The following is a 24,704-nucleotide window of genomic DNA, read 5'->3' as shown; positions in this document are numbered from 1 at the left end:
AAAACCCAGTCGCTGAGCGTATCAACGGCATCTTGAAGACCGAGTTGTTACAGGACGGCTACCCTACTCATGAAGAAGCTCTCGAAGCCGTAGCGGAGGCTATCCGCATCTATAATGAAGAACGGCCGCATCGCTCCGTCGACATGATGACGCCGCTACAAGCTCACAAAATGATGGGGCCGATGCCGAAACGGTGGCGGAAAAATAGTCGGAGAGAAAAATCTTCTAAAAAGCGGCAGAAATCCCAACAGGATCTAAATGTTAAAAGTGTAGAGCTATTTTAGTGTATAACCCGAAAAATTGCCCTGAAATAGCTCTACGATGTTGTCGTAACAGGCTGGTTAACAATGATATATGATTTTACGTGAGCTGTGGAGCTATAGCAGGGTTTAACCCAATGGCTAAATTCGTGTCGGTTATCCATTTCTATTTTCTCGGACGTTGTGATGATGCTTTTTTTTCTATGGTTTGCCGGTACTTTACCAATGTGAGCCTCAATGACTGTTCGTTCCAATTCTTTCATGATCTCGGCAAAGCGCTTCTCGTAGGCATAAAAATCTCCTTCGTCATCTTGCTTTTGACCAAATTTAACAATCAGCCGCGAAAGCGTGAAATGCACTCGATTTAGGAGTAATGATAAGTAATCCCAATGTGTCTCTGGTATCGACTATCGCTATGGAACACATCAAAAATTGCCAACTTATAGGAAGCGTATCAATAGTACTACAAATAGAATCAGTCGAAAAGTTGCTTATAAAAAAATCTGTCTACCCATCTTGAAGGCATAAACTTTATTAGCAAAACGGTTGACAGCCAGTTCCTATTTACAATAAAGTAATGCTTTGTTTTTTTTGTCAAAATTTTGAATATTAGCTTAGAAATCACTTCCGCAGGTAGTGCATTACGTTTGGCGGCCTTCATGATCTTGTTACTTTTATGAAGGAGCCCTTCATAGTCTGTTCCATTATATTCTGGGTATTGATCGATGTTTTTGACCCAAAGATTGGATTCAATTGGTCCCGGTTGAATCGAAACTACATCAACGTCGTACATCATTAATTCCCGGCGGTAAATTTCAGCAAGGCTTTCCATTGCATGTTTAGAAATACAATAAGCTCCATTGAACGGGGTGTTAAGAACGCCTGAAATACTGCTGATCATAATTATTTTACCTCCGGATATGTTTTTCTTTTTATTTCCTTTGAGGAGCGGCAGGAAAATATTAGTGACTGTTCTTACCGCAAACAGATTAACTTCCATCTGGTATCTAAATTTTTCATCATCCATCAGTTCAATAGGCCCACCCAGGGCAAGGCCAGCATTATTTACTAGTCCTGCCATCTTTTTTTCACCAAGTTTTTCTTTTACTTGATGATAGGATTTTAACACATCCATTTTTTTTGTAACATCAAATTGAAGGCAGGTAAAATGTTCTGGAAAATCATTTGTTAATCGTTGTACGTCTTCTGTTTTCCGGACACTTCCAAAAACATGGTAGTTGTTTGTTATTAAAAACCGAACTGCATCATAGCCAATACCTGACGATACTCCTGTAATTAGTACATACTCTCTGTCATTCATATTGAGATTCGATTTAACAAGCTAATGTGCGAGGATTGAAACGTACTTAAAAACGTTTGGTAAGCATCGCTTTTAAATAACGTACGAAGGTTTTCCTCTTCAGGAGATTGAAAGATATATAGCCCATCCATCAGGTTAGGAATTTGTGACATGGCCTTATCTTTTTCCTGGCTGTTTAATGTAGCAATTGTATATCCCGAATACTTGATGCGAATGTTTTCGGGCAAAACAGTTTGGATGTTCTTTAGTGTTTCATCCGCTTTTTTAGTTGTTTTGAAGTGATGGATGGCGTAATGCAGCCCGTCTTCTACTTTTGAGTTAGGGTCACTTTCTATCTTATGGGTAAAGCCGAAAGTGAAATCAGTAACTGACAAAACCCTGAAAATACTTACTATTTTAAAATAGGTAGATTCTAGTAGGGCTTTAAAATTCTGTCCGCCAGGATACCTGACAATAAGGATTAATTCTCTTCTACCCTGTAATTCATCCAGAATGGTCTCGGTGACTTTAGCTTTAAAGAACGCTGTGCCACCTATTTTTTTGACACTTTTAGAGGCCAGTAAATTGTAAAAATGATACAGCCATTCCACTTTAGTTGAAAACCAATTAATCGCGTAAAACGATTCTTCTAAGTTAACGCCTGGCCGAGTAGCACGAATGATAACATCTAATTTATTGGTAACCTTTGCGGTTATTTCTTGTCTTTCTTTCATGGTGTTTTTTCTACTTCAGATAGTTTTCTAACGGCTACTTTTTGTCCGGAAAAGGCAGCGTTGCCCGTTACCTTGTCCAGTCGGTTTTGGTCGGTAATGTCATTGACAGAAACCCCCGCATGATTAGGGTCAGAAGCTACAGAAAGTCGAGTCCCCTTTTTTCCGTGACCGAAGCCGTGCGGGATGCTTATTACACCGCTCATGATGTTGTCTGTAATTTCGACGGGTATTTCAATACCTCCGGTAGACGATTGAACAACAATTATTTCAGCATCTTCTAAACCTAGAGTAGTAGCATCAATCGTGTTCATCATTGCTGTGCACCTGTTTTTCCCTCTGACCAGGCCTTTCACATTATGCATCCATGAGTTGTTACTTCTCAAGTGCCTTCTTCCAATCAATTGAAATTCATTGATTGTCCTTTGCTCCGGCAGTTCGGTTAACAACAGTTTCACTTCCTCTAGTCCTTTTAAAAAAACATCAGCAGCGAGTTGTATTTTTCCGTCTTTAGTATTCAGCACTTCAGGAACTCGCGGTTTCATTCCGCCAAAGTTGATTCCATGCTTGGATGCAATCACTTTATTTAAACTCAAGCCGTTAAACCACCTGGAGGGAGAGCTCCACTTTCCGTAAGGGCCTGTCAGCAAGGCCAGGTTGAGTAATTGACGAGGGTTGAGGTATCGAAAAGGGAAGGATAACTTGGATTTAGATAACTTGGAGAACCGTTTGGTCAATTCCTTTGCGATTTGCCAATCGTATTTTTGCCCTTCCTTAGGCTGGAAAAGCTGAGGTGAAAATTTTGCATTATTTGATACTGCAAAATGATTAAAAATCAAATCGTAATGATCGATCTCTAAGTGAGAAGGAGGAGGCAAAATGATGTCAGCATGCTTTGTGGTTTCGTTCATGAAGATGTCTATTGACACCATGAAGTCTAGTTTGGGTAACGCCTCTTCCAATCGTTTTGCATTTGGCGTAGACAGCGCAGGGTTACCTGCAAACGTAATCAGGCCTCTTATCTGTCCTTTCCCTTCCGTTAGCATTTCTTCAGCCATCACGGAGACCGGTAGTTCACCATCAAATTCTGGTAATTTCCTTACCCGGCTATGCCAGCGGCCGTGCGATAAACGCCAACCTTTCTGACGCTTGACATCAACTGCCGGCTTAGGAAACATCGCACCACCTTCACGGTCAAAATGATTCGTCAGAATGTTGAGAACAGAAGCAATCCAATGGCAAAGCCCACCATGTTCCTGAGTGGACATTCCCATACGTCCGTATAAGACTGCCCTGTCCTGTAACACATATTCTTTGGTCAGGCGTAATAAAACCGGAGCAGGGACGCCTGTCAATGCTTCTACTCTATCAGGAGTAAACTCCTCAGCGATATTCTTGATCTTTTCCAGCCCTGATACATGACTCTTCAAATGACCTAACTGAATCCAATCGTTTTTTTGAATGAGTTGTAACATCCCTAAAAGAAAAAACACATCAGTGCCTGGTAGGATAAAGTGGTGTTCATCTACCACCCGACTTGTTTCTGTTGCCCTTGGGTCAAACAGAATGACCTTGCCTCCCCTACCCTGAATGGATTTTATTTTTTCAACCGGCCCACAACCGCTCATGATACTACCATTGGAGGCAATGGGATTTGCGCCAAACATGATAAAGTAATCTGTTCTGTCAACATCTGGGATTGGCATGTTTAAGGCGTGACCAAAAACATGATAGCCAATGAAATGGTGAGGTAACTGGTCCATTGTTGTGGGAGAAAAGAAATTTTTAGTCTTGAGGCTCCTGCGCATCTCTCCCGAGAACAACATCATTCCCAAATTATGAACCGTTGGATTTCCTAAGTAGAGTGCTACGGCATCATTACCGTGCTTAGCTCTGATTTCATTTATTTTTCCACCTATAATATCAAAAGACTCATTCCATGAGATTTCTTCCCATTCTCCATCATCATTTTTCAAAAGAGGAACCTTTAACCGATCCGGATCTTCATGCACCTTATGAATCAAAGCGCCTTTTGGGCACAGGCTTCCTTTACTAAAGGGATCTTCAGGGTCACCTTTCACAGAAATCACCTGCTTTCCATCATGTTCAATCTCTAGTCCGCACATAGCTTCGCAAAGATTACATACCCGATAATGTTTCTTGGTTACCGTCATTCGATTCTTAGTTTAAAACGAAAAAAACTTCAAAACAATCAGTGTTGTGCAAAACCCAAGCGAAATAAAACACATGGGCGTTCCACCGGATGTACGCGGGCAAACCACTTTGCCAGAAACTTCAGTTAACGTTCCCATTAAAGCTAAAATAAATGGTACTCCTATAAACCCATAATACCAGTACACTAGCTGGGGCCCAATCAAATGGAGGACGAGTGCACCTGCAAAAAAAGCAAGGACTAAATAGCAAGCAGGAATGCCAATAATTTTAGGACAGATGTTTTTCTTCCTGAAGTCTTTCAAAGACAATTGAAAGGAACCATATATAACAAAGGCCAAAATGACGGCAATAACGTAATGCATATCTATTTATGTTTTAAAGGAATGCTTCAGAAAATCTCTAAAGTCCTTTGTCATAATTAATGGTGACCTCCTCCGTCAATGGGTGTGACTGGCAGGTTAGAACAAACCCTCTTTCCTTTTCATCCTCCTCTAAACCGATAGAAACGTCCATCACTACTTCCCCTTTTTCCAGCTTTGCCATACAGGTAGAACAAGTGCCGCTAAGGCAGGAATATGGTGGCTCAATGTCTTTCCTGAGCAGAGCCTGGACGATGTTGGTATCGTCGGTTATCGTCAGGTCAATTTTTTTTCCGTCTAATATCACTTTTACGTTAGAAGTAACTTGTGCTCCGCCTGAACTGACAGAATCGACATCGGAAATGTCAGCAACAGGTGCTGAAAAGTATTCTCTGTGGATCAGGTCTTTTTCAATTTTCAAGTCGGTTAAACCATCAAAAGTAGCTTCAATCATAGGTCCGGGACCACAAATGTAATAGCCATCTATTTTTAAAGTTTTAAAGTTTTCATCCTGAAGAGAATCAGAGATTCTCTTTTTATCTATTCGCCCTATTTCTCCCTGCCACTCAACTTTAGGGGGCCGTAAAAACCCGAACGTTCCATTTGGTCTGACCTTTTTGGGCCGACTAAGGATGTGCTTAAGTACAAATCTGTTTTTATAGACCAGCTGAAGTCTCTCTAACTTTTTTCGAAAGAGAATACAGTCTTCATCCCGATTGCCATAAAGCAGATAGCAATGAGTATGTGGTTCACTTTCCAGAAGAGAAGCAATCATAGAGATCAATGGCGTAATTCCGCTGCCTGCTCCAAAAAAGTAATAATGATGTTCTGCATTTTTATTTAGCGTCAACTTAAAACGTCCACTTGGCGGAAGAACATCTATGGAATCGCCTACCCTAGCGCGATCATTTAAATAATTAGAAACCAGGCCATTGTCTAGTCTTTTCACTAAAACACTAATAACCGACTGGTGCGTTGGAGAACAAATGGAATAAGCCCTTCGTACTTTTTTTCCGTTTATCGTCAAACTGATGGTCAAGTACTGTCCTGGCTCGAATTGAAAATCCCCCTTTTTACTTTCAGGAATATGAAACCCCAATCGGACAGCAGTATCCGTTTCATATTGAACAGCTACTATTTTTAATTGGTGGAATTGAATAATATTCTTCATGTTGTTTTCAGCCCTTCGGTTACACAATGCTTGTCCTGAGGGTATTTAAAGAAGTACCAGTATGCCAACCCAAGTAATGACAAAGCCCCCATAACTTCCAGGGAATGGTCACTCATAAAATTCAACTGCTTAATCATTATTTCAGCGAAAAAATATCCTAGCCCTCCGAATATTACCACCCATAAGCCAGTACCAATTGCACTGTGGAATGCAAACTTGGAGTAAGAGATATCCTCTTTCAAACCAGACAAGATGATGATGGCGGTGCTGAAGCCATACATTAGTCGATAAATTGTCAGGTAAAAGGACGGTTTTTTATCAAACCACCCGGAAGCCTTTTCCATTTTGGCCTGGAGTTTTTCATTTTTCGCCAATAGTTTTCTCCCTCGCTTTTTAGCGATCAAAAACAGTATGGTGTCCCGAAGGAAAGCTCCGAAGAACGCCGCTACCATGCCTCCGAAGAAATTAAAATAGCCCAGCTTTGCACTTATTACAGAGGTCAATAATAAAATTTCACCTTCAATGAAGGTCCCTAAAAAGCTAGCTAAGTAGCCACATGATTCGTATAATGTTTCTATCATTTTGGAGTGTGTCTATAGCATTTTCGGAGAGACAAGCAACGCAGCCATTGTATGAGAAGGTGGCTACACATCTCTAGTTGGAGCAATTGTAAATATAGGCGTTGAATAGCTTGTGCATAAGTGGTTTCCTTGCCAATCGTGTCGTACAAAGTAAGATTTGAAGTATTCCTCTATTCTTTCAAAAGGTTTGAACAGGCTGTAAAGTATTCTGTAAAACAGAGCATGTTATAAACCTGCTTTTTCACAAGGTTGCCTCCTTTCTCCTACAACCTCCATTGCACCTGCGGCCGCGCCCTTAAATACCTTCTGAGGATACAAATAGTCCCCCTCCCCTACTTAAATCAGGGCAGAATCACATACAATGTCCAATAATGCGGGCCCTTTATGATCACGTATTTTTTCAAGAGCTGGAATCAAGTCTTCTTTCTTCTCTACCCTGATACCTAAGGCTCCGCAGTTCTGTGCATAATCCGCGAAATTGGGATTGTGCAGGCTCGTCTGCCAAACATCGAACTCTGCCCCTTTCTGTTCTTTGGAGATTTTCCCTAGTTCTGAATTGTTCAGCAGCACATGTTTGATTGGCATATTGTATTTAACCAGTGTCGTGAACTCTGCGAGGTACTGTCCAAGTCCACCATCACCAGACACTGACCAGACTGGACGCGAGTCGCGTACTGCGGCCCATGCGCCCATGGCGGCCGGTAAAGCGAAACCGATGGACCCCAGGTAACCGGACATCAATACAGATTGATCTTTACATTCGAAATAGCGGCCGAATGAATAGGTATTGTTACCTACATCGACTGCGATGACAGCATTGGCTGGGGTGACCTCATTCATAGCTTCAAAGACGGCAACTGAACTGATTCCTTCGCCGCGATCGTCTTTAAGTCGTTCTTGCTTCTCATTCCTCCAGATGGCCCATCGCTCTTTGATCTCTTCCCGATGATCTTCAGATGTGGTTTTGCCGCTTATTGCTTCGCAGAACATCCCACAGGTTGTTCCGATTTCACCCCAGACCGGAGCGGCCACTGGATGAAATTTACCAAGGACCATTGGGTCGAAATCGACCTGGATGATCGGCTTTTTAGGCGTGATACCTGTATGATTCGAGAAGGAGGAACCAAGTACAATCAGCAGGTCACTCTCATTCATGAACCAAGAAGCGATAGGTGTTCCACTGCGGCCTAATACACCACAGCCTAAAGGATGAGTATCGGAGATGAGCCCTTTTCCTTTGAAGGTAGTAATCACCGGTGCATTCATAATCTCGGCCATCGCAATGATTTTTTCCATGTGGAATCGAGCACCATGCCCAACGATGATCACCGGACGTTTAGCATCTTTGAGTAGGCACACTGCCGTATCGAATTGTTCGACTGGTGGACGAACTTGTTGCACCGTCATTCTACCTTCAGGGACCTGAGCTTCTTCGTTTTCCCTTTTCTTGACGATCTGTACTTCATCGGGAAAAGTGATGTGTGAAACCCCCCTTTCGAGAATAGCTGTTTTTATTGCACGGGTCATCAATTCTGCATGCTTACTGTGCTCGTGCACTGCATGGTTGAATCCAGCGACTGCTTGAAATGCTTTAACGAGATCCACTTCCTGAAAGGCCCCCGTGCCCAACACTTGTGTATCGACTTGTCCGGTAAGTGCGAGGAATGGTGAGCGGTCCACATTTGCGTCCCACATTCCAGTGTACATGTTGGTTGCTCCCGGCCCCGCAATTGCAAAGCAAGCCGCAGGCCTTCCCGTGAGCTTGCCATACGCTGACACAGCAAATGCGGCTGCACCTTCATGGCGTATGCCGAAGTAGCTTAGCTCCCCTCTTTTCTCCGCTCTACGCATAGCATCAGCGAGACCAAGATTAGAATGCCCAACCATTCCGAATACGGTGTCGACACCCCAATTCGTCATCGTCTTAACCATTACATCAGAAACTGTTTCTTCATATGGCGCTTCCTCCTCCATGCCTACGTAGACAGCCCCATCTTCTTCTTTGGTCAAAAAGGTAGGCACGCCGTCATCATAGCCTCCTGGCGGAAGGCCGGAACAGGGGTGAAAGTCCCAACCGTGCCAGGGGCAACGAAGCATTCCGTTCTCGATCGACCCTTCTCCGAGTGGGCCTCCCTGATGTGGACAGCGATTGTCCAATGCAGAAAATTTCCCTTCAAAGTGTATCAAGCAAATGCCTTGATGACCTGCAGTCACCGTTTTTACACGACCTTCTGGTAGTTGTTCTTTGTCATCGAGGACTTTGTACCATTTCATTTTTGTCATGACCTATGATTTTGGAGTAAATGATTTCACCGCTTCTATTGATCTTTCTAAGAACTTAAGATAGTCCGGTTCTTTGAGGCCATCGACAGAAAGGATTCCTCCTTGCCAATCTTCGCTGAGCCATTTTCCCAAAGGCAAAGCAGGCAGAGAGGCCGTGGGCATTGAGGCGCCATCTACATAGCCTGAGGTGTACAGGTAGTAGTCTTTCGACAGGCTATCTGGAATGGCAAGCCCAAATCCAATACTAATTTTGGAGTCCGGCACCATCACATACGCTCCGGTATCAAAGTGATGCGGCCAGGTACGCACCTCGGCGGTCATTCCCAGTTTGGAAAGGACTGCCTGGCAGGCGTTATCCGCAAAAGTCCGGTAACCGGCATGAGTCCTCAACGCATTTTCTTGCGCACCACCAAAGCTGAAATCGTTGAGAATTTCTCCGGAAGCCAGGGTGTAATGAAGGTCAAAGACGAATTTTTTCAATCCGTTTTGAAGCGATGTCTCCTCAAGCCATTTGAGTACTTCCGCATGCGTGTGACCTTTAAGTGAAAAAGAGTTGGGCTTGTTTCCATTCCATGCTAACCGCATCTCTTTGGTATAGAATGAAAGTGAATCTGTATTGGAGAATGGTCGTGTGAAGAAAGATGAAGTGATTGCGTCCCAGCCGGCATTCGTGTGGCTGTCGTCATCCTTAGAAGCGACATAGTTTTTCCCCGCAGCGGCTAAATACTGAGTGGCTACGTGAAGTTGAAGTGTAGTATTGCTATCCATTTTCATCATGCATTGGTGCCGGCATAGGATATGCCAGTTAGGTGGTGAATGTCCCTGTCAAAAGTTGAAAGGTCATTCTGATTGAATTTATTGATGTCGTCATGGCCACAAGAACGAGCGACCACTTTCATGAGGTCGCGAGCGGCAAAAAAGAAGTTGTTGAGACGCTCGGCAGAAGCATCTACGATCAATCGAGCGCGCAGCCCTTTCTTTTGCGTTGCTATGCCAACCGGACAGTTGTTACTGCCACAGGCTCTCATTCCTAAGCACCCAATAGCTTGTAGCGCAGCGTTGGACACTGCGATGGCATCAGCTCCCATCATCAAAGCTTTGGAGAAATCTTCTGGCAGTCGGAGTCCTCCTGTGATAACCAGCGTAATGTCTTGTCTACCTATGGCGTCCAGGTGTTTTCGCGCTCTGGCCAATGCCGGAATAGTCGGCACATTGATATTGTCACGAAGGATAGTCGGTGCAGAACCGGTTCCACCACCTCTGCCATCGAGGATGATGTAATCCACACCTACTTCCAACGCAAAGTCGATGTCATTTTCAATATGGCTCGCTGCGATCTTGAATCCGATTGGGATTCCTCCTGTTCTCTCACGTACTTCTTCGGCTACAGCCTTAAAGTCCGCTGGGGTAAATAGGTCTGGAAATGCTGCAGGTGAAATGGCGGTCTCTCCTTCTTTGAGACCACGTACCGCCGCGATTTCCTCGGTGACTTTACTTCCCGGCAGGTGTCCCCCCGTTCCTGTTTTCGCTCCCTGGCCTCCTTTAAAATGAAAAGCTTGCGCCTTTGCCACTTTGTCCCAGGAAAACCCAAAGCGACCGGAAGCTAGTTCATAGAAATACTTTGAATTATTGGCTTGTTCTTCAGGGAGCATTCCTCCTTCTCCACTACAGATTCCCGTGCCGGACATCTCCGCACCTTTTGAAAGGGCAATTTTGGCCTCTTTAGACAAAGCGCCAAAACTCATGTCAGAAACAAAAAGTGGAATGTCCAAAGTCAAGGGCTTTTTTGCATTTGGGCCAATGACAACAGACGTCCTTACATTATCCTCGTCTAGCAATGGGCGGCTAGCTAACTGCGCGGGAAGGAATTGAATGTCACTCCACTTAGGCAGTGTGTTACGATCAACTCCCATAGAAGCAGAAGGGCCGTGATGACCATAGTTTTTGAGGCCATCTTTTGCCAGGCTTTGTATGTAAGCTGTGAAAGGCTCCGTTTCTTCTGGATGCGTATCAGCATACTGCCCAAGATATTCGTCCCGCTGAAAAGGCTGTGGGTTCTCAACTGCAAAAGCAGCAACTTCCGATTCTTTTACACGTACCCAACCGTCTTCAACGTCAGCCGTGAATTTGTGTAAAACTTCTTTATTGTTGTATTCGGACACACCAGTATCGTAGCGATAGTCCCATCCGTGAAGTCCGCAAATCAAGTTATCGCCCTGAACAAAACCATCAGACATTAGAGCGCCACGGTGCAAGCATCGTCCATAGAGTACAGAGACCTTATCATCATAGCGCATGATGACCAAATCAACGTTTGCTACGAGCGCGTGTTCAGGCTTACGATCTTGTAGTTCGTCCCATTTTAGTATTTGTTTCATTTGGTATCTGCTTTTTGTTAAATCTTTTTATGGCTCGCTTGATTGCCTTATCGAGCACGGAATTATTGCCTGGAGTTAGCTGTCCGATCATGACCGCACCTTCAAATTCAGCCACGGCTTGCATGGCCAATTCTTTCGATTTTTTCTTACTGTGCCTGTGTGCATAGATGTCTCCCAGCGATTCTACCCATTCATCGAATATCTCTTTGAGCACTGCGGCAAATTTTGGGCTGAGGGGAGCAATTTCTAAGGTCATATTGCCTATGAAACAAGATTTCTTGTTCTTCAGGAACACATCTTTCTGCTTGCTGATGTATTCTGTTAGTCGTTGTTTTGGAGTCATCTGTTCTTGATAGGCGATGCAAAATATCTCTAGTCTTAAAAAACGCTGGATGTAATAGAGTACTTCTTCCATGAGCTTTTCCTTACTCGCGTAATGATGATAGAGTGAGGCCTTTGTCAGGCCGACTGCTTCAGATATGTCCCTCATTGAAGTGGCTGTGTAGCCTTTATCATGGAACAGTTCGTAGGAAGCAGTGATGATCTGTAGCTTCTTCTCAGACAATGTTTCTGCCACATCTTTGTTTTCTTGCACCGGCCAAAGATACGAAATTAACCGACCGGTCGGTAGGTTTTCTATGTAAAAGTATATAACTTCATCACCTCTTGAAGACTAACAGGTGCCTGGGAGTTGCCGGAGCAGTAGGATATGAAAGAACTAAGAGCATATAGATTCGAGATTGTTCTGGGGACCTTGATTTTCTTGGTCCTGGGCCCGCTAATGGCGACCATACTAGGGGTAGATATTCGTTTTCTCAATCTATTCGGGCTATCGCTTCTGTCTCTGGCAAGCCTGATCATGGCCATAAGAAAGGTTCCTCGATTATTCACGGGAATACTGGGGTTCTTGACCCTTTTACTTGTTTGGTCAGAATTCCTCTATTCCAATGAGCCCACAATTTCAAAACTAAGAATGTGGTCTATGCTCGGACTCTACTCTTCACTAGCCTACCTGCTGGTCCGAAACTTCCTGGATACTCCAGAGGTGTCTCCCAGAATGATTTCCGGGGCTGTATCAGGATTCATTCTCATTGGTTTTCTAGGAGGAGTGCTCTTTGAGTTGCTTAATTCTTTTCAAGAAGGGGCGTTCCTAATCAAATCCAATTCTGGTGGCTATGACTTATACTACTACAGCTTCATAAGCATGATGACAGTTGGTTATGGCGACATCATACCACTCTCAGGAGCTGCGAAATCCCTAACAGTAATTCTTAGTCTCAGTGGCCAACTATATATGACGATCGGGATCGCCAGTTTTGTTGGAAAGTACCTCAATTCATTCAGTAAAACAACTTAAGATGTTCGAGAGCTTTTCATTCATATTCCTCGTCGCGGCCCTTCTGACTTACGTGAATTATCGCTGGCTAAAGTTACCCTCGACTATCGGGCTCATGGGCCTCGCATTAGTTGTGAGCTCAATAGTGGTCGGTTCGAAGCCCCTTTTTCCCGACTTTTATAAATTCGTGTGTGAAATAATCATAACGGCTGACTTCAAGACCTTACTACTTGACGTGATGCTAAGCCTTTTGCTCTTTGCAGGCTCCATACATATCAATATCAGTAAGCTTAAAAAAGAACGCTGGAGTATCCTTCTCTTTGCTTCTTTGGGAGTCCTTATCTCAACGGTTATTGTGGGAGGTCTTTTCTTTTGGGTGGCAGGAATGATGGGAGTGGAAATTCCTTTCATCCATTGTCTACTGTTCGGGGCGCTCATTTCGCCTACGGATCCCGTGGCTGTTATTTCCATTCTAAAAAAAGCCAATGTGGGAGAATCGCTTGAAATGAAAGTCGAGGGAGAATCGCTCTTTAACGATGGCGTTGGAGTAGTCGTATTCACCGGCATATTGCTCCTGGCCAACGGTGGTAATGAAGAGTCGGCCACCATGATCGCAAGCGAGATTGGACATGTATTTTTAGTCGAGGCGATTGGAGGTCCGTTCTTTGGCCTTGTGTTAGGTTGGTTTGCTTTACAGCTAATGAAGTCCGTGGAAGAAAACTCCCACTTAGTTGTACTTCTTTCCATTGCAGCAGTTCTTGGTGGGCATGCTATCGCCTTGAAGATCGGTACTTCCGGCCCATTATCCATGGTCGTGGCGGGTCTCTTCATTGGCAATGGCCTCAATCAGAGTACCTCTAATAAAGAGTGTCAGAATCTCATGAATGGTATCTGGTCCGTACTGGATGAAAGCCTCAATGCTGTCCTCTTTGTCTTGATCGGATTGAGCCTACACTTAATCAATTTAGATGGTCAGTTAATCGGTCTTGGGCTCCTCTCGATTCTCATCGTCCTCGTAGCTCGCACAATCTCGGTTATTCTCCCAGCCTCACTCCTGAAGCAGAACCAACAAGAGTTCTGGCCTACGACTGGTGTCCTCGTCTGGGGTGGTCTTCGTGGAGGGATATCTCTTGCCTTGGCCATGAGTTTGAGCAATGACCTTCATGGAGAAGAGATTTTTGTTGTGACGTTTGTAGTTGTCGTCTTCTCGATCCTGGTTCAAGGCCTGAGTCTTGGTACGGTAGTAAAGAGATTACTTAACTAGTTGTATAACAGTCAGTAGGGCACAATCATCAAGGTGTCGCCTGAAGTAACTTCTTCTTCATTTTTTCATTTTGCCTAAGATTCTCAAGCTACTTTGCAGCATAAAATAACTAAATGTGACTGAAACTCTTACCAAATATTGGTTCCTGGAAGACTTCAACCTATTTAAGAAATTAGGTATGAAAGCATTAATGGAAATCTGTGAAGAGCTGGTTATGCACCGCTACCCAAAAGGGACGCAGATTGAACTAGATTCAAGTGATGGGCGGTCAGTTTTCTTTCTAAAAAAAGGAAGCGTAAAGCTTATTGATCCAAATAGCGGGATGGTGAAATTTGTTTTGGGGCCTGGAAATATTTTCGGAGAACTTAGTTTATATCAAGAGCCCGATGAAGTAACTGAGGAAGCATACACCTTGGAGGAAAGCGTTGTTTGTATTTTTTCGGCTAAGCAAATGAACACGCTCATTGAAAAGCACAAATCCCTGAAGAATGGCATCCTTAAGGTCTATGGATTTAGATTTCAACGCCTCGAAAGAAAGTTGGAGGATCTTGTGCATAAGGATAGTCCAACCAGAATTAAAGAATTCATACATGATCATATTACAACTTTTGGAATAGTGGTCGACGGTCGCTTGGAGGCTAAGAAATTGTTGTCTCACAAAGACATTGCTCACCTGACCAATACCTCCCGACAAACTGTGAACAACGTTATGGTAAGGTTGCGCCGTGAAGGGATAATTGATTATAATTCTAAAGTTCTCTCAATGCAAAATCCAAGTAAATAATCATGAGTGATAATAGTACAGAAACGGACCTGATGTCAGAATTTGGCATCGATAAGAAGGCGCTAAAAAAACTAAAAAAGGAGTTAAAAAAGAGAGACCCATTTCCTGAAAAAGGAATTGAAACCTGGTTTCGCCTTGCCTCCAAAAACATCTATACCCGGCGGCAGATAGTGGATACTAAGTCGAACATTTTGGTTACGGTGAACTCCATCATTATGTCCATTGTGCTTGGTAGTCTTTACTCCCGACTAGATCAGGATCCACACCTTATTTGGGCAGTTGGTCCGATGGTATTGACAAATATCGCCTCAATGACATTCGCCATTTTCGCTACCCGGCCCCAAACACAACGAGGTACGTTTTCTGCTGAAGAAGTAGAAAACGGATCGGCTGGGCTAATGACTTTTGACGATTTCTACAAAATGCCACAAGAGGAATACGAAGCCGCCATCAGTCGCGTAATGGAAGACCGTGAATTCTTGTATGGGACCATCAAAAGAGACATCTACCGATTGGGGGTCGACCTCAGCCGGCGCTACCGTATGATCAGGAATTCTTATGATGTCTTTCTCATTGGTATCATTTTTAGTGTCATGATGTTTGGCGCCTGCCATATCTTTTTCTAAGCGCCTGTTGCTTTTCCTGATTCACGATAAACTATAGACATGCTTACTCGCTTTCTCAAAACCTCTTTTGCACTCATCGTACTAACCTTTCTACAGGTAAGTTGCGCCAGCTACTTACCTCAGGTAGCAAAGGGGGATGCCGACTGGTCAACACAAAGCATCCCGAAAGGAAAAACCTTGGCTTTCCGGACTTACCTGATTGGTGATGCAGGTGCTGCCGAAGCGAGTGAAAAGCCGGCGGTATTACGGTATTTAGAAGAAAAACTAAAAGGAGCACCTGAAAACAGTACCGTCATTTTCCTGGGAGACAATATCTATCCAAATGGGATGCCAAAAAAGGATGATGAGGCGCGGAGCTTGGCGGAGCATAAGCTTTTGGTACAAACAAATGCCGTGAAGGAATATCCCGGTAAAGTTTTATTTGTCCCCGGCAATCACGATTGGAGCAAGTACGGGCTGGATGGCCTGCGGCGACAGCAGAAGTTCGTCGAGTCAGAACTGGGGAGTAAAAAAATCTGGCAACCTGAGGTCGGCTGTGGTGGGCCGGAAGTCATTGAAGCTAGTGATAACCTTGTCTACATCATCATCGATTCTCAGTGGTGGTTGACGAATTGGAAAAAGCACCCCGGCATCAATCAGGGGTGTGCCGCTACTAACCGAACGGAATTCTTACGTCTTTTCAAGGATGCGATAAAGGGCAACAAAGAAAAAAACATAGTGGTGGTGATGCACCATCCGATGGAAACTTATGGTCGGCACGGCGGACATTTTACGCTAAGGGATTACTTACTACCTGTTCCAGGAGTGAGTACTCTGGTTCCCTTTCTCCGCACCAATGTGGGAACCCAACAGGATAACGTCAGCGCCTCTTTTCAGGAATTACGTAAAGGCTTGTTGGCAGAAGTTCGGCTTAATGGGAACGCCACCTTTGTCTCTGGCCACGAACACAACCTTCAGTACATCGAAAAAGATGGTCAACGCCATATCGTAAGTGGTGCTGCGTCCAAGGTTGCCCCGGCGGGAATGGGAGATGGCAGTCGCTTTGCCTATGGCGGGCGGGGTTGGTCTGAGTTGGACCTATATGAAGACGGTTCGATGTGGGTGACTTTTTACACTGTTGATGAAAACGAAGAGAACGAAAAAATGCTCTACCAGAAAGAAATCCAGACACCTCCTGCTGCGGATAACTATGTAGCACCTGCATCATATGACATGTATCCGATTACTAACGAAACGGTGGCGTGTCAACTCGTACACGATGATTACAACCGAAGTAAACTTGGTTTGCTGGTACTTGGAGACCATTATCGTAAAAGCTTCAACGATACGGTTAATCTCCCGCTGCTTGATCTGAATAGTTTTAAAGGAGGCCTGACGCCCACTAAAAAAGGGGGAGGCAATCAAACACAATCGATTCGCCTGGAAGCTAAAAACGGTAAAGAATACACCATGCGTTCGCTGGCTAAAGATCCTTCCGCAACATTGGGCTACGAACTTAGCCAGTCAAGGGCAATTCAAGGTTTAGTGGCCGATGCTTTCACGGCTTCCCATCCGCTGTCCGCACTACCCGTTGTCCCCCTTGCCGCTGCTGCCGGCGTCAACCATACCAATCCGGAACTATACCTTGTCCCCTCACAACCTGTATTGGGGAAATACAATGCGCAATTTGGGAACAAAGCTTATTTAATAGAGGAACGGCCTGACGATGACTTATGGGGGGAAGAAATATTCTTTGATAACGCTGAGGACATTATAAGTACAGCGAAAGTCCTGGCGCATATGCGTAAATCTCATCGGCACGTCCTTAACCACGAATCCATGGCGCGGGCGCGGGCCTTCGACATCCTACTCGGAGACTGGGATCGCCACGATGATCAGTGGCGGTGGATCGTAGAGAAAAAGGATGACAGGACTTTCTACAGTCCTATCCCCAGAGATCGTGACCAGGCATTTTCAAATTACGATGGGTTACTGCTTAAGCTGGCCAGATTCCTTGCTGCCGAAACCCGCCCGCTGGCCCCTTTCCAAGCAAACCCCAAGGCGATCCATTGGAGTACCCACGGCAATCGTTTTTTCGATGCCACCTTTCTGGCGGGCATCGATCGGGAAACATGGTTAGGCGAAGCCCGACACCTACAGGCAACCGTAACCGATGAGGTAATCGAGGCTGCCTTCAAGGAGACCTGGCCGGATGCTATCTACCAATCAGATGCCCGCCAGATCATCTCCATTTTAAAGGAACGTCGGAATAACCTGGTTCAACTTATCACCGATCTGTACGAATTCAATGCCAGGGAGGTGGAGGTTACCGGGACGGATAAAAAAGATCGATTTTTGATCGAGACCCTCAAAAACGGAGACGTGAGCGTGAGCGTGTTCGATGCTGGTGGTAACCCAGAGCGGGAAGGGAAAGCCTGTTATCAGCGCCTGTTCCGGGCTTCGGAAACGAAAGAAATCATCCTGTATGGATTGGAGGATGCAGACACCTTTGAATTTTCTGGAATAACCAAACCGGGAATGCGCATTCGTTTAGTCGGTGGTGAAGGAAACGACCAGGTGAAAAATCAAAGCGGAACTGCAAGCCTTGGCGGTAAGGTCTTTTTGTATGACTATACGGAAGAAACAGAAGCTACAAACCTCAACGACGTGAGAGGTATAAAGGACCGACGTTCTTCCATCGCTCGCTACAATGTCTACAGTCGCCATTCGCTTGATAAAAACTACGACTTCTTCGTTTTTGCTCCCGTACTCGGCCTTAATCCGGATGACGGACTGTTGCTGGGAGGTACCGCCACATTGACAAAGTATGGGTTCAGAAAAGAGTCCTTTGCTTCAAAACAGGCCATTAGTGGCGTCATCGCACTAGAAACCAGCGGGTTCAAGTTTGACTACAACGGTGAGTTCACTGACTTTTTTGGAGAGAGTGAGCTAGTGTTGGAAGGAGGCGTATTAACTTCACTCTACGGTACGAATTTTTACGGGTTTGGTAACGAAACAGTCAGTGACGAAGAAGCGCTGGGGCTTGATTATAACCGGGTCCGGCAGGAACACATTCATTTTTCACCGAAGGTGCTGCGGCGTCCTTCATCAGCGACTCAGTACACCATCGGGCCTCGCTATTCCGTCTATCAAACAGATAGAACCGAGGGGCGTTTTTTAGCCGACAGCTCAGACGATCCGGCGGGAGCTGGCATCTTTAGCAACTATACATACCTGGGACTGGAGGCAACCTATTCTTTTGACAACCGGGATTCTAAAGTGATGCCTACCCGCGGTGTACACTTGGACTTGGCGGGGAGTTATCAGTTGTCCCTTACCGGTCCTGGAGAAAGCTTCCCCAAGTTCAGCGCAGCACTGACAATTAACCAGAAGCTTGACCGGCGTGGCAACCTTGTGCTGGCCAACCGGCTCGGATACGCGGCCGTATTTACTGATGAGCCGACTTACTTCCAGGCAGCTACGCTTGGAGGATTAGGAACCAACAGCAATTTTCGTGGCTTCCGCCGGGAACGTTTTTCCGGACAGAGTGCCTTCCATCTAAATAACGACCTGCGCCTACACCTGCTGAGTTCACACCGGGGGGGAATTCCGTTTTCCATAGGCCTTCTGGCTGGTTATGACTTAGGTCGGGTCTGGGTCGAAGAAGAGGACTCCAGTACCTGGCATTACAGCTACGGTGGTGGCTTTTTTATCAGCCCGTTCGACCTGGGAATCATCAAGCTCAGCTACTTTATCGGCGATGGAGACATCGGCAGGATCATCGTCGGAGGAGGATTCTTCTTCTAAGTAATCAAGTATGATAAATAGAAGATAACTCCGAATAAAGGTAAGTACCAATGATGTCCAACAAATGGGAACAATACATAATCTTCCCATCTAAATAAAGAATATGTAACCATTTCACACCCAATGTAGTGGTTCGTTGCAAATTAACCATGGCTGCATTGGAATACAAAATTCACCGTTTCTAATCCATTAAAACAGGGTTAAAGACAATTTCACATCACGCATAAAAGCAGAAGAGATGAAAAACGATTTATTTAAAGGTTTACTTGCCGGAGTTATCGGCACAGTAGCTATGACCGCAATGATGATGGTTGCCGGAAAACTGGGAATGCCGACCATGGAGCCACCCAAGATGCTAGCGACAACAATGGGGGTTGCCGTCCCGATCGGCTTTGTCATGCACTTCATGATCGGCATCGTATTCGCCCTGATGTACGTTTACCTTTTTCGGGGCATGCTTTCCAAAATCAGTTCTGCGCAAGTTAAAGGAGTAGTCTTTGGGATTATAGCTTTCGTTTTTGCTCAAGTGGGGATGTTCATGATGGGCATGATGTTCTCCTCAATGCCGGAACCTCAGGGTAATAAAATACTGATGATGCTTGCCGGATTGATGGGTCATATTCTGTTTGGCGTGGTTGTCGCTACGGTAACTAGCAGAACATCTAAGGCTTAAGCATGTCTTCATCAAATAAATGTGCTTTTTGTGACCGTACGGACGCACTGGTAACACCAGCCGTAGATAGCCCGGGAGATCAGGTTCTCCTGGATGTCTTACGACGGTTCAAGGAAAACTGGAAGGAAGCAGATGGTGTTTGCCAATACTGCCTTAATCTGGCTCATGAGCAATTAGCACATCAATTGCTAGACGCCGACTCTCCGGAAACGTCGCCCCTTAAGGTACTGCCAACGCCTTTGCGACTCAACGCCTCACCATACTTAACCGGTAAAGGCATCACCATTTGCTTCATCGATAGTGGATTTTATCCGCACGAGGATATCGCAGACCAAATACTGAAGGTATACGACGTTACCTATCCACGTCGGGGGAAGAAATATTTTACCGTACCGCATGACAATGCCTGGCACGGGACGATGACCTCTGTTGTATGTGCAGGTAACGGGCGAGCGTCGAACGGCATTTACCAAGGGATCGCTCCGGACGCTAAACTCGTGCTCCTCAAAACGATGGATGAAGACGGCAAGATTACCTATGCAAACATCTTAAAAGCACTGGAATGGGTAGTCAAGCATCATAAGCGTTATAGTATCCGGGTGGTGAATATATCTGTGACTGCCGATGAGGAAGAGTCCTACAAGGAGAGCGAAATGGCAAAGCTACTTCAGCGCCTGTACGATGCTGGAGTCGTTGTGGTTGCCGCGGCGGGTAACAACCCTGAAGCCCCCTTATTACCCCCGGCGAGTATGCCCCGTGTGATCACCGTTGGCGGCCTGAACGATAAAAACACACTGGATGAATTTCAGAGGGTTCTTTATCATTCCACCTACGGAGAAACAGTTGACGACCTGCAGAAACCGGAAATCATAGCTCCGGCAATCTGGCTGGCCGCGCCCATTCTACCAGGAACGCGGGAACAAGAAGAGGCAAAAGAATTGTTTGCTTTACTTGAAAACGGGAACGGTGAAGAGCAGGAAGAAGCCCTGAAACAGATCAGGCAAAGACGGCTTATCTCGGCGGCTTATCAACAAGCCGACGGAACATCTTTTGCGGCACCAATTGTCAGTTCGGTTATCGCTCAGATGTTAGAGGCGAATGCCGGCTTGACCCCATCCCGGATCAGAGAGGCTTTATTCTCTACCGCCCGCCCCCTAAAAGAAGTCGATCGCAGCAGGATAGGTTACGGAGTTATTCAACCGGGCAATGCCGTTGCAAAAATACTTGACGACGATCATAGTGAGTTTACCGACCGATCTCCAGTGATCGATCTGGAAGCAAGCCTGCTTCGTTTTTATTTCCATCACCATGATGCGGAAATGGTGACACTCGCGGGCAGTTTCAACGAGTGGTCGACTACATCAGTAAGACTAAAACCTGAGAGCGATGGCTTTTGGACCGTCGAGTTGCCACTGCCAACCCCTGGTCATTACGAATATAAGTATGTAATAGATCAGGAAGTGTGGACAAGTGATCCGCTCAATTTTTACCGTAAGGCAGATGGGTATGGAGATTTCAACAGTCAATTTTGGATAAGCGATTGACTAGAACAGAATATGTCATAATCAAGCCTTTATAATATACAAAAGTAATACAACTCTAACTTTAAAAACTATGGAAACCTACGACGTAATCATCATTGGAACGGGGGCTGGCGGCGGTACGTTAGCTCAACAACTCGCTCCCAGCGGGAAAAGAATTCTAATCCTGGAACGGGGTGATTATATTCCACGGGAGAAGGAGAACTGGGATACGAAAGCCGTATTTATTGACGGTCGTTACAAGGCAGATGAACACTGGAAAGACAAAGACGGCAAAAAATTCGCCCCGGGTATTCATTACTGTGTAGGAGGGAATACCAAAGTATACGGGGCAGCCCTGTTCCGGATGCGGAAAGAGGATTTTGGAGAGGTCAAGCACCACGGAGGGGTCTCCCCCGCCTGGCCCATTGATTACGAAGATTTACAACCCTACTACCTCAAGGCGGAGGAGTTGTACTCCGTTCACGGCTTGAGGGGTAGTGATCCGACGGACCCCCACGAGGAGCATCCGTATTACCAGCCGCCATTGCCCCATGAGCCACGCATCCAGGAGCTGTTTGACAACATTAAGGCACAGGGGTACAGTCCCTTTCCCCTGCCACTCGGCCTACGCACTTCGCAAACGACAGCGGAGGCCCCCTATGTCCTGGATCGCTTTGACGGCTACCCCGACGCGGCGGAGATGAAGGCGGACTCTCACGTGATCTGTATACGCAAGGCACTGGAGCATCCCAACGTTACCATAATTACCGATTGTCTGGTGGAACGTCTTGAAACGGACGCGGAGGGTAAGCGCGTAGAAAAGGTCATTGCCAAACATCAAGGAAAAGAAATCACTTTATCGGCCAAGCAGGTTGTCGTAGCCTGTGGGGCCATCAATTCGGCGGTACTGCTGCTGAAGTCCGCCAACGATCAGCACAAAAATGGCCTGGCCAACGGATCTGGGGTTGTAGGCCGCCACTACATGGCCCACAATAATTCGGCCGTACTCGCCGTGTCTGCGACGCCCAACCCGACCAAGTTCGGTAAGACGCTGGCCATTAATGACTTCTACTTCGGAGATGATGACTTTGCTTACCCAATGGGTCACATCCAGATGCTCGGCAAGTCTGATGGCGAGAACCTGGCAACCGATGCCCCGGCCATTGCTCCCGGCTTCACGCTGGAATACGTAGCGAAACACTCCGTTGATTTCTGGATGACATCCGAAGACCTGCCCGACCCCGAAAACCGGGTGATCGTATCGCCGGAAGGGCACATCACCCTGCACTACAAAGAAAACAATATCGAAGGGCACAAGCAATTGAAAAAGCGGCTTAAAAAAATCCTCGAACATGCGGGGTGTGGTGACCATATTTTACCCAACAATTTTTACCTGGGTAAGAAGATCCCGATCGCCGGAACGGCTCACCAATGCGGTACGGTACGTTTCGGTACTGACCCGACAACCTCGGCACTAAACCTTAATTGTCGTGCGCACGAGGTAGACAACCTGTACGTAGTTGACGGCTCTTTCTTTCCGTCCAGCTCCGCCATCAACCCTGGGCTGACCATCATCGCGATGGCGCTTAAGGTCGGAGATCACCTTAAAAATGAGGTACTTTAATTTCTTATGAACGATACCACTTCCATAACTCCTCATCATCCTGCGAACGCTTGCGTAAAAGCAACCGCGAACCGTTCCGGTGTTCCCGAGGCCATCTCGAGTGTCTGGATTACCGTGGCCGACCTTGCCGTCGCCTTGGACTTTTACGCCCGGGTATTATCCTTCTCGGTAGAAAAAGAATACTCACTGGCGTGCGAAGGAATACAGCAGTTGTTTGGCATTGTGGAAAAAGACGCCCGTTTGAAGGTGGCCCGTCTGCGGTTGGGCAACGAGCGAATTGAATTGATGGAGTTCGCGGGAACAACCGAAGGACGCGCCATCCCGCCGGACAGCAGAAGTAACGACGGTTGGTTTCAGCACCTTGCTATAGTGGTCAGCGATATGAATGCGGCTTACGAGCATTTGAGCAGTCACCACGTCCGCCATGTTTCAACCGCTCCCCAGACCCTGCCGGATTATCTGGGACCAGCGGCGGGCATTAGCGCCTTTTACTTTCGTGATCCTGACGGTCATAACCTGGAACTGATCTCTTTCCCGGACGGGAAAGGCGATCCCAAATGGCAGCTCTGTGGAGATGATTTGTTCCTGGGCATCGACCACACGGCGATCGTTGTTGACGCCAGTCATGAATGCATGTCTTTTTATTGCAATACCCTCGGGCTGGAGGTTGCCGGTCGTAGTGAGAATTACGGTAGCGAGCAGGAGCACCTCAACCAAGTGTTTGGTGCCCGGCTATTCATTACCGGGTTGCAAGCCTTAAAGGGGATGGGCCTGGAAATACTCGATTACGTAGCTCCACCTGGTGGTCGCCCCTACCCTACCGATAGCCGGCTGACCGATTTATGGCACTGGCATACCGCGATCCGGGTTGCTGATGTGGATAGCACCTACGCAGCCGTAACCGCTAAGAAATATCCGCTTGTTTCTAAAGGAATTATTGAACTGGAAAACGGTGAGCTGGAAATGAGCAAAGCTTTTCTTTTTCGTGGTGCCAGAAATCATGCCTTCCTAATTTATGAGTGATGCCGACCAGGATACGGTAACCGCCCATCCATTTTTCAACCCAAATAATTTGCCAGCAATAAAGCATTTAGGGGCGTAACTGCAGGTGCAAAGAATAGTTTTAAAAACGTAATTTACTCATGCAATTATCCATCATCGCCGCTCAGGACAGACACCGCGGTATCGGTAAATCCGGCGATCTCCCCTGGTCGTTACCCGCTGAGTACGCTTACTTCTTGAGGACTGTTCATAACAGCCCCGTCGTTATTGGCCGTCGCACGTTCACCGAGGAGTTAGAGAGCAAACCGATTGAGGGCACCACAACAATAGTACTTACCCATGATGAAAATTTCTCCGTGCCGGGTGTGACGGTTTGTCACTCCGTCGAGGAGGTGCTCCGACTGCCTCTTATCCGGCAAGCCACCGAGGCCTTTATTATCGGCGGGGAGGCAATTTACAGTTCTTTTCTGCCCTACGCTGAACGGGTTTACCTCACGCATGTCCGGACGACCATAGAAGGTGCGGATAGTTTTTTCCCGAAACTGGAACCCAAAGAATGGGAAGAGACGTGGGGTCAGGATCATCCGGCTGACGATGACAACGAATTTGCGTTCAGAACTACTATTCTGGAGCGATTTGGGGTGCCCTAAGACTGTGGCCTAGAATGACAAATTGAAGGTAGTGATCGCCACGGAGATGAGCAGCCTAAACCAGTAACAGAGGATATTACGCTATTTAGCCACCCAGCTTCTTCAACATTTCATTGCACCTGCGTTCGCGCCCACCTTTTCCTTTGATAGCAATGAGTTGGGCGCGGACCCAGGGGCAATGAAAGTTAGCAGAAGTTA

General features: G+C 46.1%; 22 protein-coding genes. 11 read left to right on the top strand and 11 right to left on the bottom strand.

Annotated elements, in window-relative coordinates:
• Positions 1-284: integrase core domain-containing protein (locus tag B036_RS0108465; RefSeq protein WP_020568268.1), on the top strand; the 284-nt coding region annotated here is incomplete at its 5' end.
• A gap of 32 nt (positions 285-316) precedes the next feature.
• On the opposite strand, the gene B036_RS28565 is transcribed toward B036_RS0108465, so the two are convergent.
• From B036_RS28565 to B036_RS0108410, 11 genes are all read right to left on the bottom strand, one after another.
• Positions 317-619 (bottom strand): hypothetical protein, encoded by a 303-nt coding sequence (locus B036_RS28565; protein WP_044102152.1) that lies wholly within the window; start codon positions 617-619, stop codon positions 317-319.
• A 116-nt stretch (positions 620-735) separates the two neighbouring features.
• Positions 736-1,581, bottom strand: coding sequence for an SDR family NAD(P)-dependent oxidoreductase (locus B036_RS0108455; RefSeq protein WP_026231810.1), 846 nt, complete (start codon positions 1,579-1,581; stop codon positions 736-738).
• Positions 1,578-2,294 (bottom strand): hypothetical protein, encoded by a 717-nt coding sequence (locus B036_RS0108450; RefSeq protein ID WP_020568265.1) that lies wholly within the window; start codon positions 2,292-2,294, stop codon positions 1,578-1,580. The genes B036_RS0108455 and B036_RS0108450 overlap by 4 nt, the downstream gene beginning before the upstream one ends.
• Complete coding sequence (locus B036_RS0108445; RefSeq protein ID WP_026231809.1) at positions 2,291-4,465, bottom strand: molybdopterin-dependent oxidoreductase; 2,175 nt, start codon at positions 4,463-4,465, stop codon at positions 2,291-2,293. Before B036_RS0108445 ends, B036_RS0108450 begins: the two co-directional genes overlap by 4 nt.
• Positions 4,466-4,477: 12 nt before the next feature.
• Positions 4,478-4,828: a hypothetical protein gene (locus B036_RS0108440; protein ID WP_020568263.1), complete on the bottom strand. Its 351-nt coding sequence runs from the start codon at positions 4,826-4,828 to the stop codon at positions 4,478-4,480.
• Positions 4,829-4,865: 37 nt separating this feature from the next.
• Positions 4,866-5,996, bottom strand: coding sequence for a ferredoxin--NADP reductase (locus B036_RS0108435; RefSeq protein ID WP_020568262.1), 1,131 nt, complete (start codon positions 5,994-5,996; stop codon positions 4,866-4,868).
• Positions 5,993-6,577 (bottom strand): DedA family protein, encoded by a 585-nt coding sequence (locus B036_RS0108430; RefSeq protein WP_020568261.1) that lies wholly within the window; start codon positions 6,575-6,577, stop codon positions 5,993-5,995. The genes B036_RS0108435 and B036_RS0108430 overlap by 4 nt, the downstream gene beginning before the upstream one ends.
• A 336-nt stretch (positions 6,578-6,913) precedes the next feature.
• Entirely contained in the window at positions 6,914-8,860 is a 1,947-nt protein-coding gene (locus tag B036_RS0108425; RefSeq protein WP_020568260.1) for a thiamine pyrophosphate-dependent enzyme, read from the bottom strand.
• Positions 8,861-8,863: 3 nt separating this feature from the next.
• Positions 8,864-9,628, bottom strand: coding sequence for a hypothetical protein (locus tag B036_RS0108420; RefSeq protein ID WP_157472084.1), 765 nt, complete (start codon positions 9,626-9,628; stop codon positions 8,864-8,866).
• A gap of 5 nt (positions 9,629-9,633) precedes the next feature.
• Positions 9,634-11,238 (bottom strand): glutamate synthase-related protein, encoded by a 1,605-nt coding sequence (locus B036_RS0108415; RefSeq protein ID WP_026231808.1) that lies wholly within the window; start codon positions 11,236-11,238, stop codon positions 9,634-9,636.
• Positions 11,198-11,833 (bottom strand): TetR/AcrR family transcriptional regulator, encoded by a 636-nt coding sequence (locus tag B036_RS0108410; RefSeq protein ID WP_020568257.1) that lies wholly within the window; start codon positions 11,831-11,833, stop codon positions 11,198-11,200. Before B036_RS0108410 ends, B036_RS0108415 begins: the two co-directional genes overlap by 41 nt.
• A 114-nt stretch (positions 11,834-11,947) precedes the next feature.
• Here B036_RS0108410 and B036_RS0108405 point away from each other — a divergent pair, with 114 nt between their 5' ends.
• The 10 genes from B036_RS0108405 (at position 11,948) to B036_RS0108360 (ending at position 24,506) form a co-directional block, all read left to right on the top strand.
• Positions 11,948-12,595, top strand: a complete 648-nt coding sequence (locus B036_RS0108405; RefSeq protein ID WP_020568256.1) for a potassium channel family protein — start codon at positions 11,948-11,950, stop codon at positions 12,593-12,595.
• A gap of 1 nt (position 12,596) precedes the next feature.
• Positions 12,597-13,838 carry a cation:proton antiporter gene (locus B036_RS0108400; RefSeq protein ID WP_020568255.1) on the top strand — a complete coding sequence of 414 codons (1,242 nt, stop codon included), beginning with the start codon at positions 12,597-12,599 and terminating at the stop codon, positions 13,836-13,838.
• Between the two features lie 115 nt (positions 13,839-13,953).
• Positions 13,954-14,622: a Crp/Fnr family transcriptional regulator gene (locus tag B036_RS0108395; RefSeq protein ID WP_020568254.1), complete on the top strand. Its 669-nt coding sequence runs from the start codon at positions 13,954-13,956 to the stop codon at positions 14,620-14,622.
• A gap of 2 nt (positions 14,623-14,624) precedes the next feature.
• Positions 14,625-15,248: a Pycsar system effector family protein gene (locus tag B036_RS28560; protein WP_020568253.1), complete on the top strand. Its 624-nt coding sequence runs from the start codon at positions 14,625-14,627 to the stop codon at positions 15,246-15,248.
• Positions 15,249-15,287: 39 nt separating this feature from the next.
• Positions 15,288-19,034 carry a metallophosphoesterase gene (locus tag B036_RS0108385; RefSeq protein ID WP_020568252.1) on the top strand — a complete coding sequence of 1,249 codons (3,747 nt, stop codon included), beginning with the start codon at positions 15,288-15,290 and terminating at the stop codon, positions 19,032-19,034.
• Between the two features lie 238 nt (positions 19,035-19,272).
• Positions 19,273-19,707 (top strand): DUF6789 family protein, encoded by a 435-nt coding sequence (locus B036_RS0108380; protein WP_020568251.1) that lies wholly within the window; start codon positions 19,273-19,275, stop codon positions 19,705-19,707.
• 2 nt (positions 19,708-19,709) lie between these two features.
• Positions 19,710-21,251: a S8 family serine peptidase gene (locus B036_RS28555; protein ID WP_020568250.1), complete on the top strand. Its 1,542-nt coding sequence runs from the start codon at positions 19,710-19,712 to the stop codon at positions 21,249-21,251.
• A gap of 70 nt (positions 21,252-21,321) precedes the next feature.
• Positions 21,322-22,854: an FAD-dependent oxidoreductase gene (locus B036_RS0108370; RefSeq protein WP_020568249.1), complete on the top strand. Its 1,533-nt coding sequence runs from the start codon at positions 21,322-21,324 to the stop codon at positions 22,852-22,854.
• A gap of 6 nt (positions 22,855-22,860) precedes the next feature.
• A complete protein-coding gene (locus tag B036_RS0108365; RefSeq protein ID WP_020568248.1) occupies positions 22,861-23,877 on the top strand; it encodes a VOC family protein in 1,017 nt (338 codons plus the stop codon).
• A gap of 119 nt (positions 23,878-23,996) precedes the next feature.
• Positions 23,997-24,506, top strand: a complete 510-nt coding sequence (locus B036_RS0108360; protein ID WP_020568247.1) for a dihydrofolate reductase — start codon at positions 23,997-23,999, stop codon at positions 24,504-24,506.
• The last annotated feature ends 198 nt before the right edge of the window (positions 24,507-24,704 follow it).

The sequence above is a fragment of the Neolewinella persica DSM 23188 genome (assembly GCF_000373105.1).
Taxonomy (GTDB): Bacteria; Bacteroidota; Bacteroidia; order Chitinophagales; family Saprospiraceae; genus Neolewinella; species Neolewinella persica.
The sequence above is the reverse complement of the archived record's forward strand: the minus strand, read 5'-3'. Positions and strand labels throughout refer to the sequence as shown.

Bases quoted from the DNA above. Each gene is read 5' to 3' on its own strand.
- B036_RS0108455 (WP_026231810.1), bottom strand. From the start codon at position 1,581: ATGAATGACAGAGAGTATGTACTAATTACAGGAGTATCGTCAGGTATT.
- B036_RS0108450 (WP_020568265.1), bottom strand. From the start codon at position 2,294: ATGAAAGAAAGACAAGAAATAACCGCAAAGGTTACCAATAAATTAGAT.
- B036_RS0108445 (WP_026231809.1), bottom strand. From the start codon at position 4,465: ATGACGGTAACCAAGAAACATTATCGGGTATGTAATCTTTGCGAAGCT.
- B036_RS0108440 (WP_020568263.1), bottom strand. From the start codon at position 4,828: ATGCATTACGTTATTGCCGTCATTTTGGCCTTTGTTATATATGGTTCC.
- B036_RS0108435 (WP_020568262.1), bottom strand. From the start codon at position 5,996: ATGAAGAATATTATTCAATTCCACCAATTAAAAATAGTAGCTGTTCAA.
- B036_RS0108430 (WP_020568261.1), bottom strand. From the start codon at position 6,577: ATGATAGAAACATTATACGAATCATGTGGCTACTTAGCTAGCTTTTTA.
- B036_RS0108425 (WP_020568260.1), bottom strand. From the start codon at position 8,860: ATGACAAAAATGAAATGGTACAAAGTCCTCGATGACAAAGAACAACTA.
- B036_RS0108420 (WP_157472084.1), bottom strand. From the start codon at position 9,628: ATGGATAGCAATACTACACTTCAACTTCACGTAGCCACTCAGTATTTA.
- B036_RS0108415 (WP_026231808.1), bottom strand. From the start codon at position 11,238: ATGAAACAAATACTAAAATGGGACGAACTACAAGATCGTAAGCCTGAA.
- B036_RS0108405 (WP_020568256.1), top strand. From the start codon at position 11,948: ATGAAAGAACTAAGAGCATATAGATTCGAGATTGTTCTGGGGACCTTG.
- B036_RS0108400 (WP_020568255.1), top strand. From the start codon at position 12,597: ATGTTCGAGAGCTTTTCATTCATATTCCTCGTCGCGGCCCTTCTGACT.
- B036_RS28560 (WP_020568253.1), top strand. From the start codon at position 14,625: ATGAGTGATAATAGTACAGAAACGGACCTGATGTCAGAATTTGGCATC.
- B036_RS0108385 (WP_020568252.1), top strand. From the start codon at position 15,288: ATGCTTACTCGCTTTCTCAAAACCTCTTTTGCACTCATCGTACTAACC.
- B036_RS0108380 (WP_020568251.1), top strand. From the start codon at position 19,273: ATGAAAAACGATTTATTTAAAGGTTTACTTGCCGGAGTTATCGGCACA.
- B036_RS28555 (WP_020568250.1), top strand. From the start codon at position 19,710: ATGTCTTCATCAAATAAATGTGCTTTTTGTGACCGTACGGACGCACTG.
- B036_RS0108370 (WP_020568249.1), top strand. From the start codon at position 21,322: ATGGAAACCTACGACGTAATCATCATTGGAACGGGGGCTGGCGGCGGT.
- B036_RS0108365 (WP_020568248.1), top strand. From the start codon at position 22,861: ATGAACGATACCACTTCCATAACTCCTCATCATCCTGCGAACGCTTGC.
- B036_RS0108360 (WP_020568247.1), top strand. From the start codon at position 23,997: ATGCAATTATCCATCATCGCCGCTCAGGACAGACACCGCGGTATCGGT.